This window comes from Alphaproteobacteria bacterium HT1-32, assembly GCA_009649675.1.
Lineage (GTDB): Bacteria > Pseudomonadota > Alphaproteobacteria > Rhodospirillales > HT1-32 > HT1-32.
Genome location: WJPL01000001.1, coordinates 305738 through 325509, shown reverse-complemented (window position 1 = coordinate 325509; position 19772 = coordinate 305738). Strand labels below are relative to the sequence as shown.

At 56.0% G+C, this 19772-nt stretch carries 19 protein-coding genes, 2 tRNA genes and 1 pseudogene; 14 read left to right on the top strand and 8 right to left on the bottom strand.

Going from position 1 to position 19772, the window contains the following annotated elements; translation table 11 throughout:
- Positions 1 to 62: 62 nt before the first annotated feature.
- Positions 63 to 151, bottom strand: a tRNA-Leu gene (locus GH722_01520).
- Positions 152 to 317: 166 nt separating this feature from the next.
- Between GH722_01520 and GH722_01515 the strand changes: the two genes are divergently transcribed.
- The gene (locus GH722_01515; protein ID MRG70432.1) at positions 318 to 1586 is read left to right on the top strand and encodes an FAD-dependent oxidoreductase; all 1269 of its coding nucleotides are present in this window, start codon (positions 318 to 320) and stop codon (positions 1584 to 1586) included.
- A gap of 12 nt (positions 1587 to 1598) precedes the next feature.
- Here the strand turns inward: GH722_01515 and GH722_01510 are convergent, their stop codons facing one another.
- Positions 1599 to 2381 (bottom strand): hypothetical protein, encoded by a 783-nt coding sequence (locus GH722_01510; GenBank protein MRG70431.1) that lies wholly within the window; start codon positions 2379 to 2381, stop codon positions 1599 to 1601.
- A 306-nt stretch (positions 2382 to 2687) separates the two neighbouring features.
- Here GH722_01510 and GH722_01505 point away from each other — a divergent pair.
- Positions 2688 to 2777, top strand: a tRNA-Ser gene (locus GH722_01505).
- Positions 2778 to 3151: 374 nt separating this feature from the next.
- Here GH722_01505 and GH722_01500 read toward each other — a convergent pair.
- Complete coding sequence (locus GH722_01500; protein ID MRG70430.1) at positions 3152 to 4771, bottom strand: recombinase family protein; 1620 nt, start codon at positions 4769 to 4771, stop codon at positions 3152 to 3154.
- On the opposite strand from GH722_01500, the pseudogene GH722_01495 reads away from it, so the two are divergent.
- Both GH722_01495 and GH722_01490 read left to right on the top strand, forming a co-directional pair.
- Positions 4662 to 5498: pseudogene (locus GH722_01495) on the top strand (DNA methylase N-4). The gene GH722_01500 and the pseudogene GH722_01495 overlap by 110 nt on opposite strands.
- Positions 5495 to 6217, top strand: a complete 723-nt coding sequence (locus GH722_01490; GenBank protein ID MRG70429.1) for a hypothetical protein — start codon at positions 5495 to 5497, stop codon at positions 6215 to 6217. Before GH722_01495 ends, GH722_01490 begins: the two are co-directional and overlap by 4 nt.
- An 81-nt stretch (positions 6218 to 6298) precedes the next feature.
- Here GH722_01490 and GH722_01485 read toward each other — a convergent pair whose 3' ends face one another.
- From GH722_01485 to GH722_01465, 5 genes are read right to left on the bottom strand one after another with little or no spacing between them, the layout of a single operon-like run.
- Positions 6299 to 7552 carry a hypothetical protein gene (locus GH722_01485; GenBank protein ID MRG70428.1) on the bottom strand — a complete coding sequence of 418 codons (1254 nt, stop codon included), beginning with the start codon at positions 7550 to 7552 and terminating at the stop codon, positions 6299 to 6301.
- Positions 7462 to 8772: a TRAP transporter large permease subunit gene (locus tag GH722_01480; protein MRG70427.1), complete on the bottom strand. Its 1311-nt coding sequence runs from the start codon at positions 8770 to 8772 to the stop codon at positions 7462 to 7464. The genes GH722_01485 and GH722_01480 overlap by 91 nt, the downstream gene beginning before the upstream one ends.
- Positions 8773 to 8816: 44 nt before the next feature.
- Positions 8817 to 9341 (bottom strand): TRAP transporter small permease subunit, encoded by a 525-nt coding sequence (locus GH722_01475; protein MRG70426.1) that lies wholly within the window; start codon positions 9339 to 9341, stop codon positions 8817 to 8819.
- 46 nt (positions 9342 to 9387) lie between these two features.
- On the bottom strand, positions 9388 to 10173 hold the full coding sequence (locus tag GH722_01470; protein ID MRG70425.1) for a helix-turn-helix domain-containing protein: 786 nt from the start codon (positions 10171 to 10173) through the stop codon (positions 9388 to 9390).
- 58 nt (positions 10174 to 10231) lie between these two features.
- Complete coding sequence (locus GH722_01465; protein MRG70424.1) at positions 10232 to 11215, bottom strand: biphenyl 2,3-dioxygenase; 984 nt, start codon at positions 11213 to 11215, stop codon at positions 10232 to 10234.
- Positions 11216 to 11376: 161 nt separating this feature from the next.
- Here GH722_01465 and GH722_01460 point away from each other — a divergent pair, with 161 nt between their 5' ends.
- The 10 genes from GH722_01460 (at position 11377) to GH722_01415 (ending at position 19727) form a co-directional block, all read left to right on the top strand.
- On the top strand, positions 11377 to 12156 hold the full coding sequence (locus GH722_01460; GenBank protein ID MRG70423.1) for a 2-keto-4-pentenoate hydratase: 780 nt from the start codon (positions 11377 to 11379) through the stop codon (positions 12154 to 12156).
- A gap of 24 nt (positions 12157 to 12180) precedes the next feature.
- Positions 12181 to 13020, top strand: coding sequence for an alpha/beta fold hydrolase (locus GH722_01455; GenBank protein MRG70422.1), 840 nt, complete (start codon positions 12181 to 12183; stop codon positions 13018 to 13020).
- A 74-nt stretch (positions 13021 to 13094) separates the two neighbouring features.
- Positions 13095 to 13523, top strand: a complete 429-nt coding sequence (locus GH722_01450; GenBank protein MRG70421.1) for a hypothetical protein — start codon at positions 13095 to 13097, stop codon at positions 13521 to 13523.
- Positions 13438 to 14757 (top strand): phenoxybenzoate dioxygenase, encoded by a 1320-nt coding sequence (locus tag GH722_01445; GenBank protein MRG70420.1) that lies wholly within the window; start codon positions 13438 to 13440, stop codon positions 14755 to 14757. Before GH722_01450 ends, GH722_01445 begins: the two co-directional genes overlap by 86 nt.
- Before the next feature lie 22 nt (positions 14758 to 14779).
- On the top strand, positions 14780 to 15136 hold the full coding sequence (locus GH722_01440) for a Rieske 2Fe-2S domain-containing protein (protein ID MRG70419.1): 357 nt from the start codon (positions 14780 to 14782) through the stop codon (positions 15134 to 15136).
- Positions 15136 to 16389, top strand: coding sequence for a Rieske 2Fe-2S domain-containing protein (locus GH722_01435; protein ID MRG70418.1), 1254 nt, complete (start codon positions 15136 to 15138; stop codon positions 16387 to 16389). The genes GH722_01440 and GH722_01435 overlap by 1 nt, the downstream gene beginning before the upstream one ends.
- Positions 16390 to 16437: 48 nt before the next feature.
- Entirely contained in the window at positions 16438 to 16932 is a 495-nt protein-coding gene (locus tag GH722_01430) for a hypothetical protein (GenBank protein ID MRG70417.1), read from the top strand.
- A 19-nt stretch (positions 16933 to 16951) separates the two neighbouring features.
- Positions 16952 to 18127 carry a thiolase family protein gene (locus tag GH722_01425; protein MRG70416.1) on the top strand — a complete coding sequence of 392 codons (1176 nt, stop codon included), beginning with the start codon at positions 16952 to 16954 and terminating at the stop codon, positions 18125 to 18127.
- The gene (locus tag GH722_01420; GenBank protein ID MRG70415.1) at positions 18127 to 18528 is read left to right on the top strand and encodes a hypothetical protein; all 402 of its coding nucleotides are present in this window, start codon (positions 18127 to 18129) and stop codon (positions 18526 to 18528) included. The genes GH722_01425 and GH722_01420 overlap by 1 nt, the downstream gene beginning before the upstream one ends.
- Before the next feature lie 23 nt (positions 18529 to 18551).
- A complete protein-coding gene (locus GH722_01415; GenBank protein ID MRG70414.1) occupies positions 18552 to 19727 on the top strand; it encodes a CoA transferase in 1176 nt (391 codons plus the stop codon).
- Positions 19728 to 19772: the final 45 nt, after the last annotated feature.

The window sequence follows — 19772 nt, the reverse complement described above, 5'->3', positions numbered from 1 at the left end:
AAACGACTGTGGCTCAATAAACTCTGAGGTTTATTTCACGACTTTGCTTTGCAAAGCCGTTGTGGTGGCCGCGGCCGGACTTGAACCGGCACTCGGGTTGCCCCAAGGCAGATTTTAAGTCTGCTGTGTCTACCAATTCCACCACGCGGCCATTCCGGGAAGCTAACCGGCAGACCGGCTGTGGGCAAGGTCGCAAATCCCGTTCTGGATCAGGTAACGCTCTCAGTCTGTCCCTTGCCGGGGCGGGGGCAAGCGTGCAGTGTTCTGCGGGCGGGTCAGGGCGATGGCCCGGTTGGGGAATGACAGGGGGAATGGTGATGAAGGTTCTGGTTCTCGGCAGCGGCGTGATTGGTGTTTCCACCGCCTATTATCTGGCGAAGGAGGGGCATGAGGTCACAGTGATCGACCGGCAGGAAGGGGCGGGGCTGGAGACCAGTTTTGCCAATGCGGGGGAAGTCTCTCCCGGATATTCCGCGCCCTGGGCCGGGCCGGGTATGCCGGTGAAGGCGATCAAATGGATGCTGCACAAGCATTCGCCGCTGGTCATTCGTCCGCGCATCGACATCTACATGTTTCGCTGGTTGTTCCGCATGCTGAAGAACTGCAACAGCAGCGCCTACAAGGTGAACAAGTCACGGATGCTGAAGGTCGCGGCCTACAGCCGTGACTGTCTGGAGGAGATCCGCGGGGAAACCGGCATCGGCTATGATGAGCGGATGAAGGGCACCTTGCAGATGTTCCGTGATCAGAAAGGCGTCGATGATGCGGCAAAGGATGTCGAGATTCTGAAAGAGTTCGGGATCGAGCATTCGATCCTCGACCGCGACGGCTGTATCGGTCAGGAACCGGCCCTGAAACATGTGTCAGAGAAGGTCGCGGGCGGTCTGTTGCTGCCGGGCGATGAAACCGGCGACTGTTTCCAGTTCACGGAATCTCTGGCGAAAAAGGCCGAGGCGCTGGGGGTTGTCTTCCGCTATGGGGTGAAGATCAGGAAGCTGATCGCCGATGGTGACACGGTGCGCCATATCGAGACCGATCAGGGTAACCTCACGGCGGATGCCTATGTCGCGGCACTTGGCAGCTACACGCCGATGCTGCTTCGGCCGCATGGTATCCGCACCCAGATCTATCCTGTGAAGGGCTATTCCGTCACCGTGCCGATCATTGACGAGGACGGGGCACCGGTCTCGACCATGATGGATGAAAAATCAAAGGTGGCGATTACCCGCCTCGGCGACCGCATCCGGGCGGCGGGAACGGCAGAGCTGACCGGCTACAATCTGAAGCTCAGCCATGGCCGCTGCGAGATGCTGTTCCATATCGTCCGGGACCTGTTCCCGAAAGGCGGCGATCTGTCGGAAGTGAAGTTCTGGACCGGTCTGCGCCCGATGCTGCCGGATGGCGGTCCGCTGATCGGGCCGACGAAGTTCAGCAATCTCTGGCTGAACTCCGGGCATGGAACTCTCGGCTGGACCATGGGGCCGGGCTCGGGACGGCTGCTCGCCGATCTGATGTCCGGCAAGCAACCGGCGATTGATGTGGATGACCTGTCAATCCGCCGGTTCCCGCAGGGGCAGGGTATCTGATCCGGTCTCCGGTCAGGCAAAATTCACGGGCTTGCCATCTGCGGCTGGCCGGAGGTCGCCATCTTCGCTGAACTCCAGCGCGATGCTGGACGATTGTCGGTTATCGTTAAACAGATAGCTGTATTTGGAAATGATGGCTTCGGCCTCGGCCTGTGTCCGGGCGGCGGCATATTCCTCCCGGAAGGGTGCGCTTTTCTGAATCTCCACATAATGGGAGGTCAGTGCATTGACGGTGCGCAGCTCACGGTCCAGCCCCGGATTGTCCTGTAATGCCTGTTTAAAGTCCTCCGCGTAGGGATAGTCCGGCGGAAGCTGCATCCGGCCTTCATTGTCATAGCTGATCTGTTCCGGGGCAGCCGGAATGCCATGTTCCGCCATGACCTGTTTCAGCCGCTCCGAGACATGTTCCGAAATTGCCGTGATGTTGTCCGGTGAGGGCAGCAGGAACGGCACGTCCCGGAGGTCTCCCTTAACCTCGGGATTGTCAGAGAAATAGGCATCGAGATCCAGTTCGCGATAGCCCTTGTTCGTGTTCATGACCGGGTCTTCCCCGGCACCGGAGGCCGCCACCTGTTGTTGCTGCAACAGGATTGCGTTCATCTCGCTGGAGACCAGTGAACGGGTAGAAACGGCCGGCCGCTGTGCAGAATTTGCCGGGTCAGTTTGGGCTGGGCCAGCTTTTCGCCGGACTGCGTTTTGCGGCTCTTCCGGTGGCGGATGCCCCGCCGTTTCCTGCCCGGTCGGCCGCAAAGCGGCAATAACACCGTTTCCTGATCCGATAGCTGAAACACTCATCTTCCTGCCTCATCGCTTTCTGATACCCTCTGTCAGCAAGGGATAAAGCAATGAATATGCCATCTGGTCTGATGGCCGGTGCGGGAGGTAATGCCGGGGGCAGGCGGCGGCCATCAGCCCGTCAGGCGGGGAGGAATTCGGGCGACTGTTCCGGTCATTCAGGGACTGCCGGAGCGCAGATACCAGCCTCCAGAACCGCGATCAGAAGGGTGCCGGCACCGGCCATGCCGCAGCGCTTGCGCCCGCCCGACGGTTCCGCTAGTTTCCCGCCCTCCACCGGACCCGCAAGGGCCCGGCCCGGATCGCGGAGAGGTGCCAGAGCGGTCGAATGGGGCGGTCTCGAAAACCGTTGTGCTGGTAACAGTACCCAGGGTTCGAATCCCTGCCTCTCCGCCACCGACACCTGTCTCCCTGTGCCAGTTCCGAACGGCTGTGAATTCCCGCGAGAATTCAGTGGCTTGCGCATACGCGTTTCCCCTTGAGACGCACCGTCATGACTGATTGCGCCCAATTTCTCCATGCGTCTCACTGCTGCAAAAACAGCGGTCCGTTCAGGGTGATATCTGCTGGGTGCATTCCGGTTTACAGGGAAAGAACAGGGAATTTGGAAATTTTTAGATCGATTTCTGCGATTTCGCTCTGAATAGCGACGCAATATCAGTCTGTTACGAGAGATTTCCCTGTGCGAAATAACAGGGAATTATATCCTACGTATCAGGGAATTTATTGGAGTAGCTCAGGGAACTTAATTCGGAATAACAGGGAACGGGCTATTTGCCTCTTTCGAGCATCTGTTCCTGTTCTGCCCAGTCCAGAGGCAGGGGATAGCGCACCAGTCGCTCGAGAGTAAGATCTGCCGGCTGGGTGCCTTTCAGAATCGCGATCTGGATTTTTGGCGAAAGCCCGGAAAGTGGCACGAGCCGCGCGATGTAGCGCTCCGTCACCCCTGCTTCTGTAGCAAGCCGTCGCATTGGGACGCCTGACTTCAATCTCGTGGTCCAGAGATGCGCGCGGCGCAGGCCGCGGATCATCGCAGCATCGGGTCTGGGGCAAGCTGTCCCGGCGATGATCTTCAATTCGACACCACGTCGGCGGGAGGTGAAGGGCGCTCTGACACACAGCAACTCCGGCATCAGGTTCGCCTCTTTCAGCCCGGTCGCTTTTCTGAGGGCATCGGCGTCGAGATTGATCAGGATCTGTCCGGTGATGATCTGTCCTCTGCTGATCAAGGCGGCCGCGGCGGGAAGCCCGTCTGCCATCAGCTGACTGCACAGAGTGTCTATTGCCTCGGAGGCCAAGGAGGACGTCGCCACATCTGCCGAGGCGAGAACAGCATGTCGCCGGGCATGATCTGCGAGGTGGTCGACAATACACATCAAGACTGCCTGTTCGAAGGAACGGGCCGGGATGCGCCAGCCTGTCGGGTCGGTGCCGCCGGAGACCAGTCGGTTGGAGATGTAATAGCCGAGGCGTTTGCCTCTCCGCCGCGTATGCGATGGCGTCAGCGTATCACCTGTCTCATCGCGGAACTTTCCTTTCAGCGGCGCCGGACCTGTGGCGCGACTGCCGGGTGCCGCCCCCCTGCGCCTGGCGCTGGCGGATTGCAGCATCCTCTGCACCTCATCCCAGACATCCTGTGTGATGATGCCTGCATGCCGTCCGGGAAAGGTCTGCTCCTTATGGCGGATCCGCCCGATATAGACCGGGTTGGTCAGCAGTTTGTGGATCTGGCCGCGGCTGAAGATGTTCCCGCCCTGTACCCGACCGGAGGCAAACTGATGCCGCTTCGAGCGCAGCCCTGCCTCCGTCGCTGCGCGGGTGAGAGCATTCAGGCATCTGTGTTGGCGGTAGAGTGCAAAGATCTGTTTGACCACATCCGCCTCACCATCATTGACGACGAGTTCTCGGCGCATCGGATCTGGGTGTGGATCATATCCAATCGGCGGCACACCGCCCATCCAGAGGCCTTTTTTCTTGGAGGCCGCGATCTTGTCGCGAATGCGTTCAGCGGTAACCTCGCGTTCGAACTGGGCAAAGGACAATAGCACGTTGAGCGTCAGGCGGCCCATTGAGGAGGAAGTGTTGAACGCCTGAGTGACAGAAACAAAGGAACAGTTGGCAGCCTCCAGACGCTCGACCAGCTTTGCAAAATCGGCCAGTGAGCGGGTCAGCCGGTCGATCTTGTAGACCACCACCATGTCAACACGGCCTGCGGCAATGTCGTCCATCAGTTTCTGCAGGACGGGGCGCTCCAGCATGCCCCCGGAGATGCCGCCATCCCGAATTCGTCCGGGTGACATCTGGCAGTTGGGCCGGCACCGGCTGATCTGCGGCGATGCATTGGACGGTGCGGTCATTGAGGAATTGATGGACGGAGAGACATCCCGCATGGTCTTTACAGACCCGCCGTATAACGTGCCCATCGACGGCCATGTGAGGAATTCCGGGAAGATCCAGCATCGGGAGTTCGCCATGGCGTCCGGGGAGATGTCGGTTGAGGCATTCACCGGCTTTCTGCAGTCCGCTTTTCAGAACCTCGCGGATCACAGTGCTGATGGATCCATCCACTTCATCTGCATGGACTGGCGTCATATGGGTGAGATGCTGGCGGCAGGACAGAGCGTATACAGTTCGTTCGAGAACCTGATTGTCTGGGCCAAGGACAATGGTGGCATGGGGACTTTCTATCGCTCACGACATGAGTTGGTCTTCGTCTTCAAGAAGGGTGATGCCCCGCATATCAACACGTTCGAGTTGGGTCAGCATGGTCGCTACCGGACCAATGTCTGGGAGTATCGCAGGGTGAACACGATGCGGACTGGGCGGATGGAGGAACTTGCGCTGCATCCCACGGTCAAGCCGGTGCAGATGATTGCGGATGCCATCCGCGATGTCTCGGGGCGCGGCGATATCGTGCTCGACATCTTCGGTGGTTCCGGATCGACGCTGATCGCGGCAGAAAAGACCGGGCGTCGGGCGTATCTCTGTGAACTTGATGAGATTTACTGCGATCGCATTTTGGCCCGCTGGGAGACTTATGCCAATGACGCGGCCGAACAGGTCTTGTGTGGCTGGGCACCACCTGCGCCTGCACTCTCACTTGAGGCAGCCGAATGAAGGGCCCGAAGCTCATCCCGCCCGACGCTCAAGCTGGTGCCCGCTATGACGTAGGTTATGGAAGGCCACCAGAAGAGATACGCTTCAAGCCAGGCCGCTCCGGCAACCCCAGAGGCCGTCCGCGAGGGTCCCGCAACAAGAAGCCCGCCCTCAATGAAGAGCGGCTCAAAGAGATTGTCCTCGAGGAAGCCTATCGCCGTATCACGGTTCGCGACGGCCATCGCAATGTCTCGGTCCCTATGGCGCAGGCTATCGTCCGGTCAATGGCCGTCAATGCTGCCAAGGGCCAGCACCGGGCACAGCGTCTTTTTGCCGAGATGCTCTCCAGCACCGAGCGTCAGAACAAGGCTCAGGTGGATGAATGGTTCTGTGCGGCACTGGATTACAAGATAGACTGGGAAGAAGAACTGCACCGCCGGGAAATACTTGCGATTACAAATCTGCCAGATCCGCTACCGCATCCGGATCAGGTGAAGATCGATATGGATACCGGCATGGCCCGGATTGAGGGACCTGCAACGAAGGAAGCGTTGGCGGAGGTTCTGAGGTGGCGCGAGAAGCAAACAGAGTTCCAGAAAGAACTGGAGTGGATTGAGGCTGATCTGAAACGGGCCAGAAAGCCGGAACGTATCGCTATACTTGAGGCGGACAAGAAACAGGTGAAACGCGTTCTCGAAACTATCAGCACAGCGCTCGGCAAGTTGGACTGGAGGCGGTGACGGAAGCTGCCATAGCAACAAAAATAACCCCGGGAGCTTTGTCCTCCCGGGGTGTTTCACAAGATCATGCAGGTCTGCTGGCTATTTGATCTTTGAATAAATTTCATCCCAGAGGACTTTTTCATAAGCTGCTTTGTCGATCGTATCTCCGGTCAACAGGGCATTCCATTTGTCGAGGTTCTTCTTGAACTGGCTGATGATCTGTTCGGGGTTTTTGACTCCGAACTTACTGGCCGTTTCAGCGATCACAGCCTCATCCTTGTTTTTATAGTCAGCCACTGTCTGGGCGAATTCACTCTGACCGGTCAGGACGGAGATGCCTTTTTCTGCCGCTGTCTTTAGGGCGGCGTCATGCCCTTCGACATATCCCTTGATGACCAGGTCATAGGTCAGGGCTGGCAGGGATTTCATGAATGCCTGCTGCTGATCCTTGTCGAGTGTATTCCAGCTGTCTGTGTTGAAGGCGACCGAGATGGCGTTTGGAAAGGCACCGAAAGGATAGGACACAATTGATTTGATCGTATCGAACAGGTTGTAGGAGCTGATCCAGGCCAGCGGGCCGAGTACGCAATCGATGTTGCCGCGTTCGAGTGATGTCACCAGATCTGCCGGTGATACACGAACGGGTGTGGCACCGAGATGCCGGGCAAGGCGGCCGCCTGATCCGGATACCCGAACTTTCAGCCCCTTGATGTCTTCGGCGCTGGAAACAACCTTCGTGCAGAATAGGCCGGAGTTCGATGTTGCGTAGGTGCCGAGAATGGTCACGCCGTGCTGCTTGAAATCTGCCTGACATTCAGGGCAATCCAGCAGAACGGTTTCGAGGGCTGCGCCGGCACCAGCCAGTGGGTTTTCCACGAAAGCAACCATATCAAACAGTATGTTGAAGTGCGGAAGCTGATTGGGGGCATAGGCAGACAACGCATTTGTTGCGTCAGCAAGGCCCTCTCCCGTTGCCGTAATGGATGACTTGTTATCAAAAAGCTGGGCACCGGGAACATGATTGAATGTGATGCTTCCGTTGCTTGCTGCGGTTACTGCCTTGAAGAAGCTGGGCAGCGCTTCCTTGTTCATCAGATGTGACGGCGGCAGATAGGAGGCAAAAGTGATTTCCTTTGCCTGCACGCTTTGAGAAGCGAGACCTATCAGGGCCAGCCCTCCAATTAGTGCCGCGGGTAGCCGATATGATGCAAAACCAGATGAGTTTGTTTTGATAAACTTATTCATAGTTACCTCCCTTTGGATCAGTTGTGCATAGTGTTGACGAGGAAAAGAGAAAGTGATGGAAACGCGATCAGTGCTGCGCAGATAAATACTTCGCAGAGGATGAACCATGCTGCCCCGGAGAATATTGTCTCCAGTCGTATTTTCTCGCCGACAATACTTTTGAGTACATAGACGTTCAGGCCGACCGGTGGCGTGATCATGCCGATTTCGACGAATTTGACGGTAAGAACGCCTAGCCAGATCAGGTCGAGATTGGCGGCCTCAAACATTGGAATCAGCAAAGGCAGCGTGAGCAGCAGGAGCCCCAGTGTATCGAGGAACATGCCAAGCAGCAGAAACAGGGCGGCTGCCATGAAAATGATTGTCCAGGGGCTTGGGTCGTTATCGACAATCAACTGCGCCAGGTAGGGTGCGACACCGGCCTGCGCCATGAACCGGCTGAACAGGACAGCCCCGATGACGATGAAGAAAACCCGCGCCGTGGTGGTTACGGTTTCATGCAGGCTGTCGGAAAACATGCTGCGAGAGAGGCGGCCATTCAGGGCTGAAATTACAATTGCGCAGAAGGCGCCGAGGGCGCCAGCTTCTGTTGGTGTAGCTATGCCGGCATAGATCGCGCCGATTACAGCTATCACGAGACAGATAATAGGCCAGACCTGACCGAGCGAACGCCATCGGTCTCCCCAGCTTTCGGACAGGTCGGATCGGGGCGCGAGTGCTGGATTGAAATGGCAGCGCAGTCCGATCATCAGGCAATAGACGATAAGGGTCAGTAAGCCGGGAATGATACCGGCAATGAACAGGTCGCTGATCGAGACTTCGGCAAAAATGCCGTAAATGATGAAGACGAGGCTTGGTGGTATCATGACGCCGAGGGTGCCCCCGGCGGCGACACTGCCTGAGGCGAGGCCCTTGTTATATCCGGCAGCGAGCATTTCCGGAATGGCGATCCTGCCAATTGCGGCTGTGGTCGCCAGCGATGATCCGGAAGCCGCTGAGAATCCTGCGCAGGCCATGTTGCTGGCGATGGCCAGGCTGCCGGGCAGAAAAGACAACCATGAACGGGCCGCGCGAAACAGTCCGGCGCTCAACCCCCCGAAATTTGCGAAGGCACCCATCAGGATGAACATGGGAATGGCAGATAATGAGAAATGTGCCGCGGTTGTGAACGGTTCGTCCCGCAGCATGGCGTAGCCAGCAACTGGGCCGCGTATCATTGCAATGCCAATCAATGACGTCGCACCCAGTGCAATACCGATGGGGAATCGGACCGCGATGAGAATGAGTGCGGCGGCAATGCCGACAAATCCGACAGTTAAACTGGACACGATGTCCTCCCTTTGAAGGCCTCTTCGGGCCTTGTCTGTCGCCGTTATGGCTGTTCTTTTCTGAGTGCTGCGATGGCGCGCAGCAGGTTTCTTCCAAATGCAATTGCGCAGAACCCGATCCCGACTGGCACAAGCCAGCGGCTGTACCAGATTGCGATATAGCCATCTGCGGTTTCCCAGGATTCTCCGGATGCCGTTTTCCTTAAGGCCTGATCAAAGGCAGCAAAGAAAAAGACGCTGACGATGATGAAGGTGATCAGAAGAACGACAGCGTTCAGCCTGCGGGCGGTAGATGGCTTCAGGAACTTTGTGAAAAACTCGACACTGATGTGACTGTCGATCAGTGTCACTGCCATCAGCGGCAGAAAAACGATTGAGACCATATAGATCGCAGAAACAATCTCGGTTGTACCGGGGATCGGATGCCTGAACAGATATTTAAGGGAAATGTCTGCAACGATATGGAGCATCATCGCAACCAGCGCGACACCGGAAACTGCAACGAGCCATCGGGATATGGTATTGAGCGGCCCTCCGGGCTTGTCGGGTTGCTGGCTCATTGTATGCATCCTGTCCGGCAGGTGATGTGATTGACAGGTGGGATGGATGACATGATCAGCCCGCCCGCTTGCTGGTATCGAGCCACTGGACAGGGTTGTCAGCGCCGCTCTCCATCTGGGCGATGAGGCTGTTTGCCTGTTCGCTTGCGCTCAGGATGATTTCCCCAACCCGCTTTTCATCCGCAATTTCGAACCGGGTTCGGGAAAAAACGAAAGTGAGGCTGCTGGGGGGATCTGTCTTCAGGGGCGCGGAGACGCCGACATTTCCTTCGTCAAGCTCGCCTCTGGACAGAGCAAAGCCCTGCCGTCTGATGCGTTTGATCTGCTTATAGAATTCATCCCAGTCATCACTGAATTCTGACCCGAAAAGCTGTTCGATATTATCTTCAAATAGTTTCTGGAGTTTTGATTTTGGCAGAGATGCCAGGATGATCTTGGAGGGTGCCCCAAGGAACAATGGCATTCGACGGCCACGACCGTAACTCATTGTGAATTCTTCGTTGCCCCGTTCATGGTGGCGAACAATGACGCGACCCTGATAGTAGCTCGACATCAGGATATCGCAGTCCAGCCTGTCACTCAGGCTGCGCATGATTGGCTGAACAATCTTGATATAGGGGTCACTGCTGCGAATTGAAAAATCCAGCTCAATGATCCGTGGTCCCAGTGCATAGGCTCCGCCGACGCTTGTCAGAAGACCCGCCGCCGTCAGTTCGCGGAGATAGCGGTAGGCCGTGCCACGGCTGTAGGACAGCCGGGACATTATGTCTTCGGCACTGAGCACCGATGAACTGACCGTAAATTCATCGAGAATGGCTAACATTCTGGTCAAACTGGACATCTTCAACCGACCTGTTGATTGCTCTGGTGTAAGGGAGAGAGAAACTGTGGGGAGGAATTCATTCTGCTGCCTCCGGGCATTCACCTGACATTACGTCATAGTTTCCCTTGATAACCTGAACGGGATGGCGAATGCCATTGGCGGCTGCCTCAATGCGCATTTCCTGTGCCTGTGCCCGAACTTCCGGTGGTAGCCATGTGCGCTCGTGTCCCCATAGGCTGGGGCCTTCATGATATTGTTTGGCGGTCCAGTTGTGGGGATCGATTTCACGTCCGCCCCAGCCGCATTCAATCATGAAGGGAGAGGGGGTTCTGGCGTAAAAGGAGGTCATGTAGTCGTTCGAATGACGGCCCAGTGTTACATTCACGCAGTCCTTGGCGATTGCGAGGTCATAGGCCTGTCCGACATCATCAAGAGAATAATGCTCCATCATGACATGATGAACACCGTTCTTTCCGGTCTCGATAAGGGCCAGGCTGTGATGTCTTGGATTGATGTGAAGGAAAAAGGCTTTGAAGGGGGCGAGCATGTAGTCGCTCAGCCCGAAACCGAGAACATCCCGGTAAAAAGGTAAGATGTCGTCGATTCTCTCGACGGTCAGAACAGCATGACCAAGTCCGAGCGCGCCAGTCCGGAATCCCGAGATGGTACGACCGGGTGTGAAGCCATTGTCATCGGTCTGTGCTCCGTGGAAGACCTCAAGCCGGTTGCCTGCGGGGTCTGAAAAGGACAGTACCTGGCTCACGCACCGGGACTCCGAAATATAATCCGGTTCTCTGGTAACGCTAACGCCTGACTGCTCCAGATGGGCTGCCATAGCTTCCATTTCGGTGGGGCCGGCAACCTCCCAGCCGAAAAAACATGATCCACCGGCGGTCTCCTGGTCAACGATGATCCGTCGCTTTCGGTCATCCATTCTGAAGCCAATGAGAGAGCCGGTTTCCTCAGCACATTGCAGGCCGACGATTCTGGAGCCGAATTCTTTCCAGTCCGCCAGACGCTTTGATCCGACGCCAATATAGCCGAGGGCATGCAAATTCATTCTCGTACCTCATTTGATTTATAAAACGCTATAATCCCAAAATATGAAACACAAGGTATTTTTTGTCATTGACATAAATTAATAATAAGATTTATCTCATAATGAGAAATATGAATGAATAAATATGCCTTTCGGGCTGTTTTCTAAGGGAGAAATTCTAAATGGGCGATATTTCTGGTGCGGCTGATGCCTTGTTTGAAGCGCGACGGGCGCTCAAACCTACCGGGCCTGTAAGGGATGCGTATGCGATCAGTTCGCCCGCAGATGCCTATGATGTTCAGGAAGAAAATACGCGGAGGTATATTGCGGATGGCCGTGTTCTGGCTGGCAGGAAAATTGGTCTGACTTCTGTCGCGGTGCAGCAACAGCTCGGCGTCGACGAGCCGGATTTTGGCATGCTCTGGGAAGACGGTGGTTTTCAGCCGGGTGCCGAAATTCCGATTTCTGCTTTCATGCAGCCGAAAGTAGAAGTGGAAATCGCTTTCCGTATGGGGCGTGACATAAATGACCCGGATATTACGGTTCAGGGTCTGTCTGGCGCTGTCGATTCTGTGTTTGCCGCTGTGGAAATTGTCGATAGTGCGGTCGCAAACTGGGATATCCGGCTGGTTGATACAATCGCCGATAATGCCTCTGGCGGCGGTTATGTGCTTGGTAGTGATCCTCATTCTCTTGGTGAGTTTGATCTGCGTTTGTGTGGCATGACGCTCTCGCGGAGTGGGGAAGATGTTTCTCTGGGTGTTGGGGCCGCCTGTCTGGGGACGCCGCTGAACGCAGTCCAGTGGCTGGCGCGCAAGATGATATCGGTCGGAAGGCCGCTGAAGGCAGGTGACCTTGTCCTGTCGGGCGCACTTGGCCCGATGGTCGCTGTTGAAGCGGGCGATCGCTTTGACGTTTGTATCGCCGGTTTTTCACCGTTTTCGATATTCTTCAGCCGCTAGAACAAAGTGATGGGTGATCCAGTCATGTCCGTAAATTCAACGTCAGATACACCAGAGATTGGCAAGTCGATCGAGGTCGGTGACCTGAAGATAAATTATCACGATCTTGGTGAGGGTGAGGCTGTGCTTCTCATTCACGGGTCAGGCCCGGGTGTGACGGGTTGGGCAAACTGGCGAGGTGTGATCCCGGGGCTGGCAAAGGAATTCCGGGTTATCGCCCCGGATATGGCTGGCTTTGGATATACATCAACGGCCAGTGATGTTTCCTGTTCAACGGCTTACTGGGCAGAGCAGTTGTTGCTGCTGGTTGATGCTTTGGATGTCCCGACATTCAGTATCGTCGGCAATTCATTCGGCGGATCCATTGCCCTGGAGTTCGTGCGTCGTTATCCGGACCGATGCAACAAGGTTGTGCTCATGGGGGCCGTTGGTGTCAGCTTTCCGCTGACCGACGGGCTTGACGCGGTATGGGGGTATGAGCCGTCCCATGATGCGATGCGCCATCTGTTGCGGGTGTTTGTCGCCAACAAGGACATGATTTCAGATGATCTCGTTGAAATGCGCTATCGGGCCAGTGTCCGGCCGGGGGTGCAGGAACGGTTCTCTGCTTTGTTCCCGGCGCCGAGACAGCGATGGATTGAGGCGCTGGCTCAGGACCCTGAAGTTCTGCGACAGATCAGACACCAGGTTCTGCTCATTCATGGCTATGAAGACGAAGTGATTCCGTTCGCAGCCTCCGAGCGTCTGGTCAGCCTTTTGCCGAATGCGAGGCTGGAGCGAATTGATCGTTGCGGCCACTGGGTACAAATCGAACAGGCTGAGCAGTTCAACAAAATTCTGGGGGAGTTTCTGTCTGCGCCCTGATGGGGCGGGCTGTGGAAGCAGCATGATCTTCGCCGGAACAACACCACGAGAATTCAAAACAGAGGTTTGAAACGATGACCAGTCAGATGATTGACCGTTGGAATATTGTAAGTTGGTATCAGGAATATGATGACGGTCGGCTGATCCACCCGTTCGGGGAAAACCCTGAAGGTTTTCTCGACTATCAGGCTGCCGGTTATATGTGCTGTACCATCGTACGGCCTGACCGGCAGAATTTTACAACAGGCGGACAGTGGAACGCTGACGATCGCGAGAAAGCGGATGCCTATAATGGCTATCTGTCCTACAGCGGGACATTTGAGGTCGTTGGAAACACGGTCGAGCACAAGGTCCGGTACAGTATTTTCCCTAACTGGGTCGGGTCTGTGCAGAAACGAACATTCGAGCTCAAAGGGGATGTTCTGGATCTGTCTGCCCGTCTGGAAGACGGAACAGCTGAAGCGCGAACGGCAATCCTCAGATGGTCCCGGGATAAGCGCTGAATACGGAGAGCCGGGCATGTCTGTTTCATCTGATATTACAATTGTCGGGGGCGGCCAGGCTGCGGCACGGGCATTTGCTGCTGTGCGGAGTCTGGCTCCGGAATTACCGGTGACGCTTTTCTCGGAAGAGAGCCACCTCCCCTATGAGCGCCCGCCGCTTTCTAAAGAGTGTCTGCGGGAAGGCGGGCTCTCGGAGCCTCAGCTGGTGATACCGGACAGTGATTATCGGCATCCGGCGACTGATCTTCGACTGGGAAGCAGAGTTATCAAAATTGACCGGAAGAAACATCGGATTGAGACGGCAACCGGCGACTCCCACAGCTATGGCAAACTGCTGATTGCGACAGGTGCGCGAGCCCGGACCTTGCCTGATGTCAGTGGTGGCGAAAACATCCTGTATCTTCGTAACTTTGAAGATGCGCTGGCGCTGGCAGACCGGCTGAAGTTCTGTCGAAATCTTGTCATCATCGGTGGTGGTGCCATTGGCACGGAGATCGCGGCAGTTGCTGCCGAGCGGAGTATCACAGTGACGGTGATCGAAGCGGGAAGTCGCCTGTTGGCACGGGCAGTCTGCCAAATGACGAGTGATCTGCTGCGTGATTGCCACCTGTCCCGGGGTGTTCGGGTGCGATTCAACTCTGCCGTCAAGGCGGTCTCTGACGGCTCAGTTAGTCTGAATGACGGAACTGAGATTGCTGCTGACCTTGTCGTTGCCGCTATTGGTGTTGTGCCAAATGCAGAGCTGGCCGAACAGTCCGGCCTTGAGGTTTCAAATGGCGTCCTGACAGATAATGACTGCCGGACATCGGACCCCGATATTTATGCTGCGGGTGATGTTGCCAATTATTATGAGCCATATCTGGGGCGACAGTTTCGATCAGAATCCTGGGCGGAAGCCAACATGCAGGGCATGCGTGCAGCGCAGGCCATGCTCGGTCTTGAGGTTACGAAACCGGTTGTTCCATCGTTCTGGACGGACCAGTTCGGCATTAGTTTTCAGATGTGTGGCAATGTAACATCAGATGATATCGAGATGCGGGGAAATCTCGCCTCGCATCAGGGGGCAATTGTACATCTTGATGGTAACCGGGTTGTGGGTGCCACCTGTCTGAATAATCCCCGCGAGTTCCGTCTTTTAAACCGGATGATACGGGATGCGGCCGTGCTGGACCGGACAGCGATCAGAAATCAGTCGCAGCCTTTGACAGAGAGCGTGATTGATGCCGCAGCCTGAAGTCGCAGAACGAAACGAAAGAATGTCGGGAGAAGTTGTTTTGGATCAGGAATGGTTTGCCGTCTGCGATATTGCAGAAATACCTGAAGATATGGGCTTTCGGCTGGAAACCGGTGCGGATTCAGCCGTGGCCGCGTTCCGGGTGGATACGACATTCCATGTCGTTGATGACCGTTGTTCCCATGGTGCCGCTTCGCTGGCTGACGGATTTATCGAGGGGGCCGAGATTGAATGTCCCTATCACGGTGGCAAGTTTGATTTGCGGACTGGTGAGCCAACAGCTTTTCCCTGTACCAAAGCGATCAGGGTTTATGAGACGAAAGTTGAGGAGGGCCGTCTTTATGCCCGCCCCGCAACCATGAATGAAGGATCAGAATGATGCCGGGCCATACTGCCGAGAAGATCCAGACACTTGTTGAAAGCGGACGCATTCACAGCTCGCTCTATACCGATCCGGAATTTTTTGCCGGCGAGATGTCGGAGATATTCGAAAAGGCCTGGGTTTTTGTGGCCCATGAGTCAGAGCTTAAGGAAAACGGATCGTTCCTTCGGCGGACAGTAGGATTACAGCCTGTGATCGTAACGCGGGCCCGGACTGGCATTCATGTTCTGGTCAACCGGTGCAGCCATCGTGGCAATCTTGTCTGTGCGCCGGAGAGAGGGGTGAAGCGTGCCTTTTCCTGTCCGTATCATGGCTGGGTGTTTGCCCAGAACGGTGATCTTGTCGATGTGCCGTTTCCTGAGGGCTGCAAGGACCTCGATCGTAATGCCAGCGGTTTGAAAACAGCAAAGGTTGCCAGCTACCGGGGCTTTGTTTTTGCCACTTTCAATGAATCACCGCCTTCTCTGGAGGATTATCTGGGTGAAGCCAGACAGGCCCTTGACCGCGCAGCCAATCTGTCCCCGAGCGGGGAGGTTGAACTCGGACGGACATGGGTTCGTCACCTGTTCCGGGCAAACTGGAAGATGCTGTCAGAGAATGAGGCGGACGGATATCACGTCACCTTCGTCCATGATTCCTTTGCAAAGGCCATCAACCGGCAGGGCAAGTATGACAGTATTCTTCAGGATAGTGAGGATAAGGTCGAAGCAGTCTGCCGTTATCTGGGGGGAGGGCATACAGAGCTTGATTATGAACGTACCTATTCGGAACCGATGACCTGGCTCGGCGTGAAGCCGGACCGTTACCCGGATTATGTCTCCGCTATGAATGAGGCTTACGGACAGGATCAGGCCTTTGAGATCATGCGCAGGGGGCCGCCACATACCTTTATCTTCCCGAACCTGTTTCTGGCGGAAACCTGTCTGGTGATGATCCAGCCAACCTCTGTCGGAGAGACGGTCAACTGGCATACCCCGCTCTATCTGAAAGATGTCCCGGAAGCACTGAACCGGAGAATTCTGCGTCAGGGTGAAGTGGCGCTGGGGCCATCCGCCTTTCTGACGGCCGATGATGCGGTTATTGCCGAGCGTCAGTGGCGGGCAACCGGCGGGTCGCCAGGATGGCTGGATATCAGCCGCGGTCAGCATCGTGAGGAAGTGAACCCGGCAGGTGTTGTCGAATCCCATTATTCCGATGAGGCTTCCAACCGCGGCTTCTGGGAACATTACAGGTCATTGTTCACCGCCTGATCCCCACAGCCCGGATATGCCGGGATACTGAAGTCTTATGGATTGAAAATGCAGAAACTTACAGAAGCCGAATACCGCACCGTCGCTGACTTCATTTATCGGGAATGTCAGCTTGCTGACGAAGGCCGCTGGGATGAATGGGAAGAACTGCTGGCGGATGACATGCATTACTGGGTGCCGGTTAATCCGGAGGATGCAGACCCGGACCGTGATGTGTCGATTATCAATGACAACCGGTCACGACTGGCGACACGCCTGCGGCAGTTGCGTACGGGTACACGCCACAGTCAGGCCCCCCGATCCGCGATGCGGCGGATGATTTCAAACCTTGTTGTCGAACGGCATGATCAGCAGATGTTTCGGGTTGAGGGAAATTTTGTCGTCTATGAATTTCAGAATCAGTCCACGGGAACCCTGAATGTCTGGCCGGGTCGCGTGCGTTATCACCTGCGTCAGGTGGAAGACTCGTTTGAAATAGCCCTGAAGCGGGTTGAACTGGTCATGGCTGGTGCGCCAATCCCGACTCTTGCCTTCATTATCTGATGAACTGGTCGTCTCTCTTATGACAAGACAGGCAAAATCGGCAATCGTGGGGTATGGTAAAAGTACCTTCTCACGTAAACCCGGACCGCCGGTCAGTGACCATGTCCGGACGGCTGTTATCAATGCGGTTGAGGATGCCGGTATTGAAATGGCAGACGTCGATGGTCTGATTCTGGGTCAGAGCGATATTCTTGAGCGTTCTGCGCTGACGCTGGCATTCCGGCATATGCTTGATCTGGGAACCCTTAACCTGCTGTGCGTGACGGAAGGTAAGGGGACAACAATGCTGCAGGCGGTGCAGCATGCAACAATGGCGATCAAGTCTGGTGTTGCCAGAAAGGTCGTCTGTGTATTCGGTGACACCCCGATCGGCGCGGATACCGGTGCGGGAGAGACCTTTGCCCGGCCATCCCGGATCATGAATCTCCCGGGATGGGAAGAACGCTATGGCTGTTATGGGGCAATGGGTGCATATGCCCTCGCTGCGTCGGCTTACAAGGCTCGCTACGGTCTGGGGGATGATGCTTTTGCCCCTTATGTGATGGCCTGCCGGAACTGGGCCGGTCTGAACCCGGACGCGTTCCTGCGCAACCCGCTGTCGCTTGATGATTATCTTGCGTCCCCTTTTGTCGTTGAACCGATCCGGCTGTTTGATTGTGCCTATCCGCTGAACGGTGCCGTTGCATTTGTCGTCTCGGATATTGAAGACGCAACATCCGGCCTCTCCGCTCCGGTTTACCTGCATGGTATGGGGCAGGGACATGGTGCCCGCTCAGCCCTCTATGCGTTGTGTGATGGCGGAGAAACCGGCGCGCGGTCGGCGGCTGACCGGGCACTGGCTATGGCCGGTGTCTCGCATCAGGATATCGATATCTGCCAGCTTTATGATGCCTTTTCATTTTCCGGACTTTATGGGCTGGAGGACTTTGGCTTTTGTGCGCCTGGCACAGCACCGGCATTCGTTGCTGCCGGGGAAACGTCGCCGGGAGGCCGGTTGCCGGTGAATACGGGAGGCGGGCATCTGTCTGGCGGCTACCTGCAGGGTGCAACACCACTGCTGGAGGCGGTTGTGCAGGCGCGTGATGCTGGCGGAGAACGACAGGTCGACCGGCATGACCTGCTGTTTGTATCTAATTCAGGTGGTTGCCTAGAATATCACGCGACGCTGGTCGTCAGCCCGCATGAGGTGTTGTGATGGCGACGCCGGGTAAACAGTTTCTCGAAGCCATTCGGCAGGGGCGGCTGATGCTACCGTTCGACAACGCCGCCGGATCGTTCATGGCACTCCATGAGATGGACCGGGCCGACGAAAACCGCATTCAATGGAAAGCAGCAAGCGGTCAGGGCATCTTGGTCGCTCTCGCCATTTATCACCGCCGCTACACCGCTGAGGTCGACCCGCCTTACAATGTGGCGATGGTCCGGCTGAAAGAAGGGCCTGTCATTCTTTCGACGGTTCTTGGTGATGCGGAATACTTGCCGGTAGGAATGTCTGTAACCGCCGTCTTTCAGGACGGTAACCGGCTTGCTTTTGAACCTGAGGGTGATGGTGCCGGACCTGCCCATACAACTGACGAAGAGGATGCCCGGCCATGAAGTCTGATGCCGTGACAGATATAATGGCGACCCCTTCTGACAGGGAGGGTGCTGGTGGGTCTCTGACCGGTGTCCGGGTTGTTGATCTCAGTCGGGTTCTGGCTGGACCTTATTGCACGATGATTCTCGCAGACCATGGTGCCGATGTGATCAAGATTGAACCTCCGGCAGGCGATGAAACACGCAAGTGGGGACCGCCATTTGATGATGTTGCCGGCGGTTCCAGCTACTTCGTCGGGATTAACAGAAACAAGCGTTCGGTAACTCTGAATCTGAAAGATGACGCAGATCGCTCTCGTCTGGAACGCCTGCTGGATGGCGCTGATGTGGTGATTGAAAATTTCAAGCCGGGAACAATGGAAAGCTGGGGGCTTGGTTATGATGCGATCTCAAAGTCGCGGCCTGACCTGATTTATTGCCGGATATCCGGGTTTGGTTCGACCGGCCCGATGGGAGGCATGGCGGGCTATGATGCTGTCATACAGGCAATGTCTGGTCTGATGAGTGTGAACGGCACGGCAGAGAGCGGCGCAACCAAGATCGGCACGCCAATTGTTGATCTGTCCACCGGACTTTATTCGGCAATCGCCATTCTGATGGCGCTGAATGAGCGGCACCGCTCCGGTATGGGGCAATTCATCGACATGACGCTTCATGATTGTGCGCTGGCGATGCTGCATCCTCATGCTCCGAATTATCTGATGAATGGTGTGACCCCGACGCCGCTGGGCAACACCCATCCTAACCTGGCCCCCTGCGACAAGTATGAAACGAAGTCAGGGGACATCTTTATCGCCATCGGAAATGACGGACAGTTTCGCAAGCTGACAGATGTTGTTGGTCGGTCAGAACTTGCAACGGATGACCGGTTTGCCACCAACAGCAATCGTGTGAAGTACAAACATGAACTGTTTGACGAATTGCAGGCAGTCTTCAGGGAACTTGACGGGCAACAGATCTGCGACGAGCTGTTGCGGCAGTCGGTCCCGGCCGGTCCGGTGCTCTCGGTTGGTGCTTCTCTCGCTGAGGAGCAGACGGCGGCCCGGGAAATGATTGTTGAAGGCCCTGACTACAGAGGCATTGCATCACCGATCAAGTTCTCAAGAACGAAGGCTGGCCTGCGATATGGCCCACCGTCCCAATCGAAGGATCAGCATATTCTCGATGGCCCGAACTCACCGTGGGAGACGGGGGAATGAAACCAGACAATGCAGCAGATGTAATGCCGGAACGGATAAGCAGGG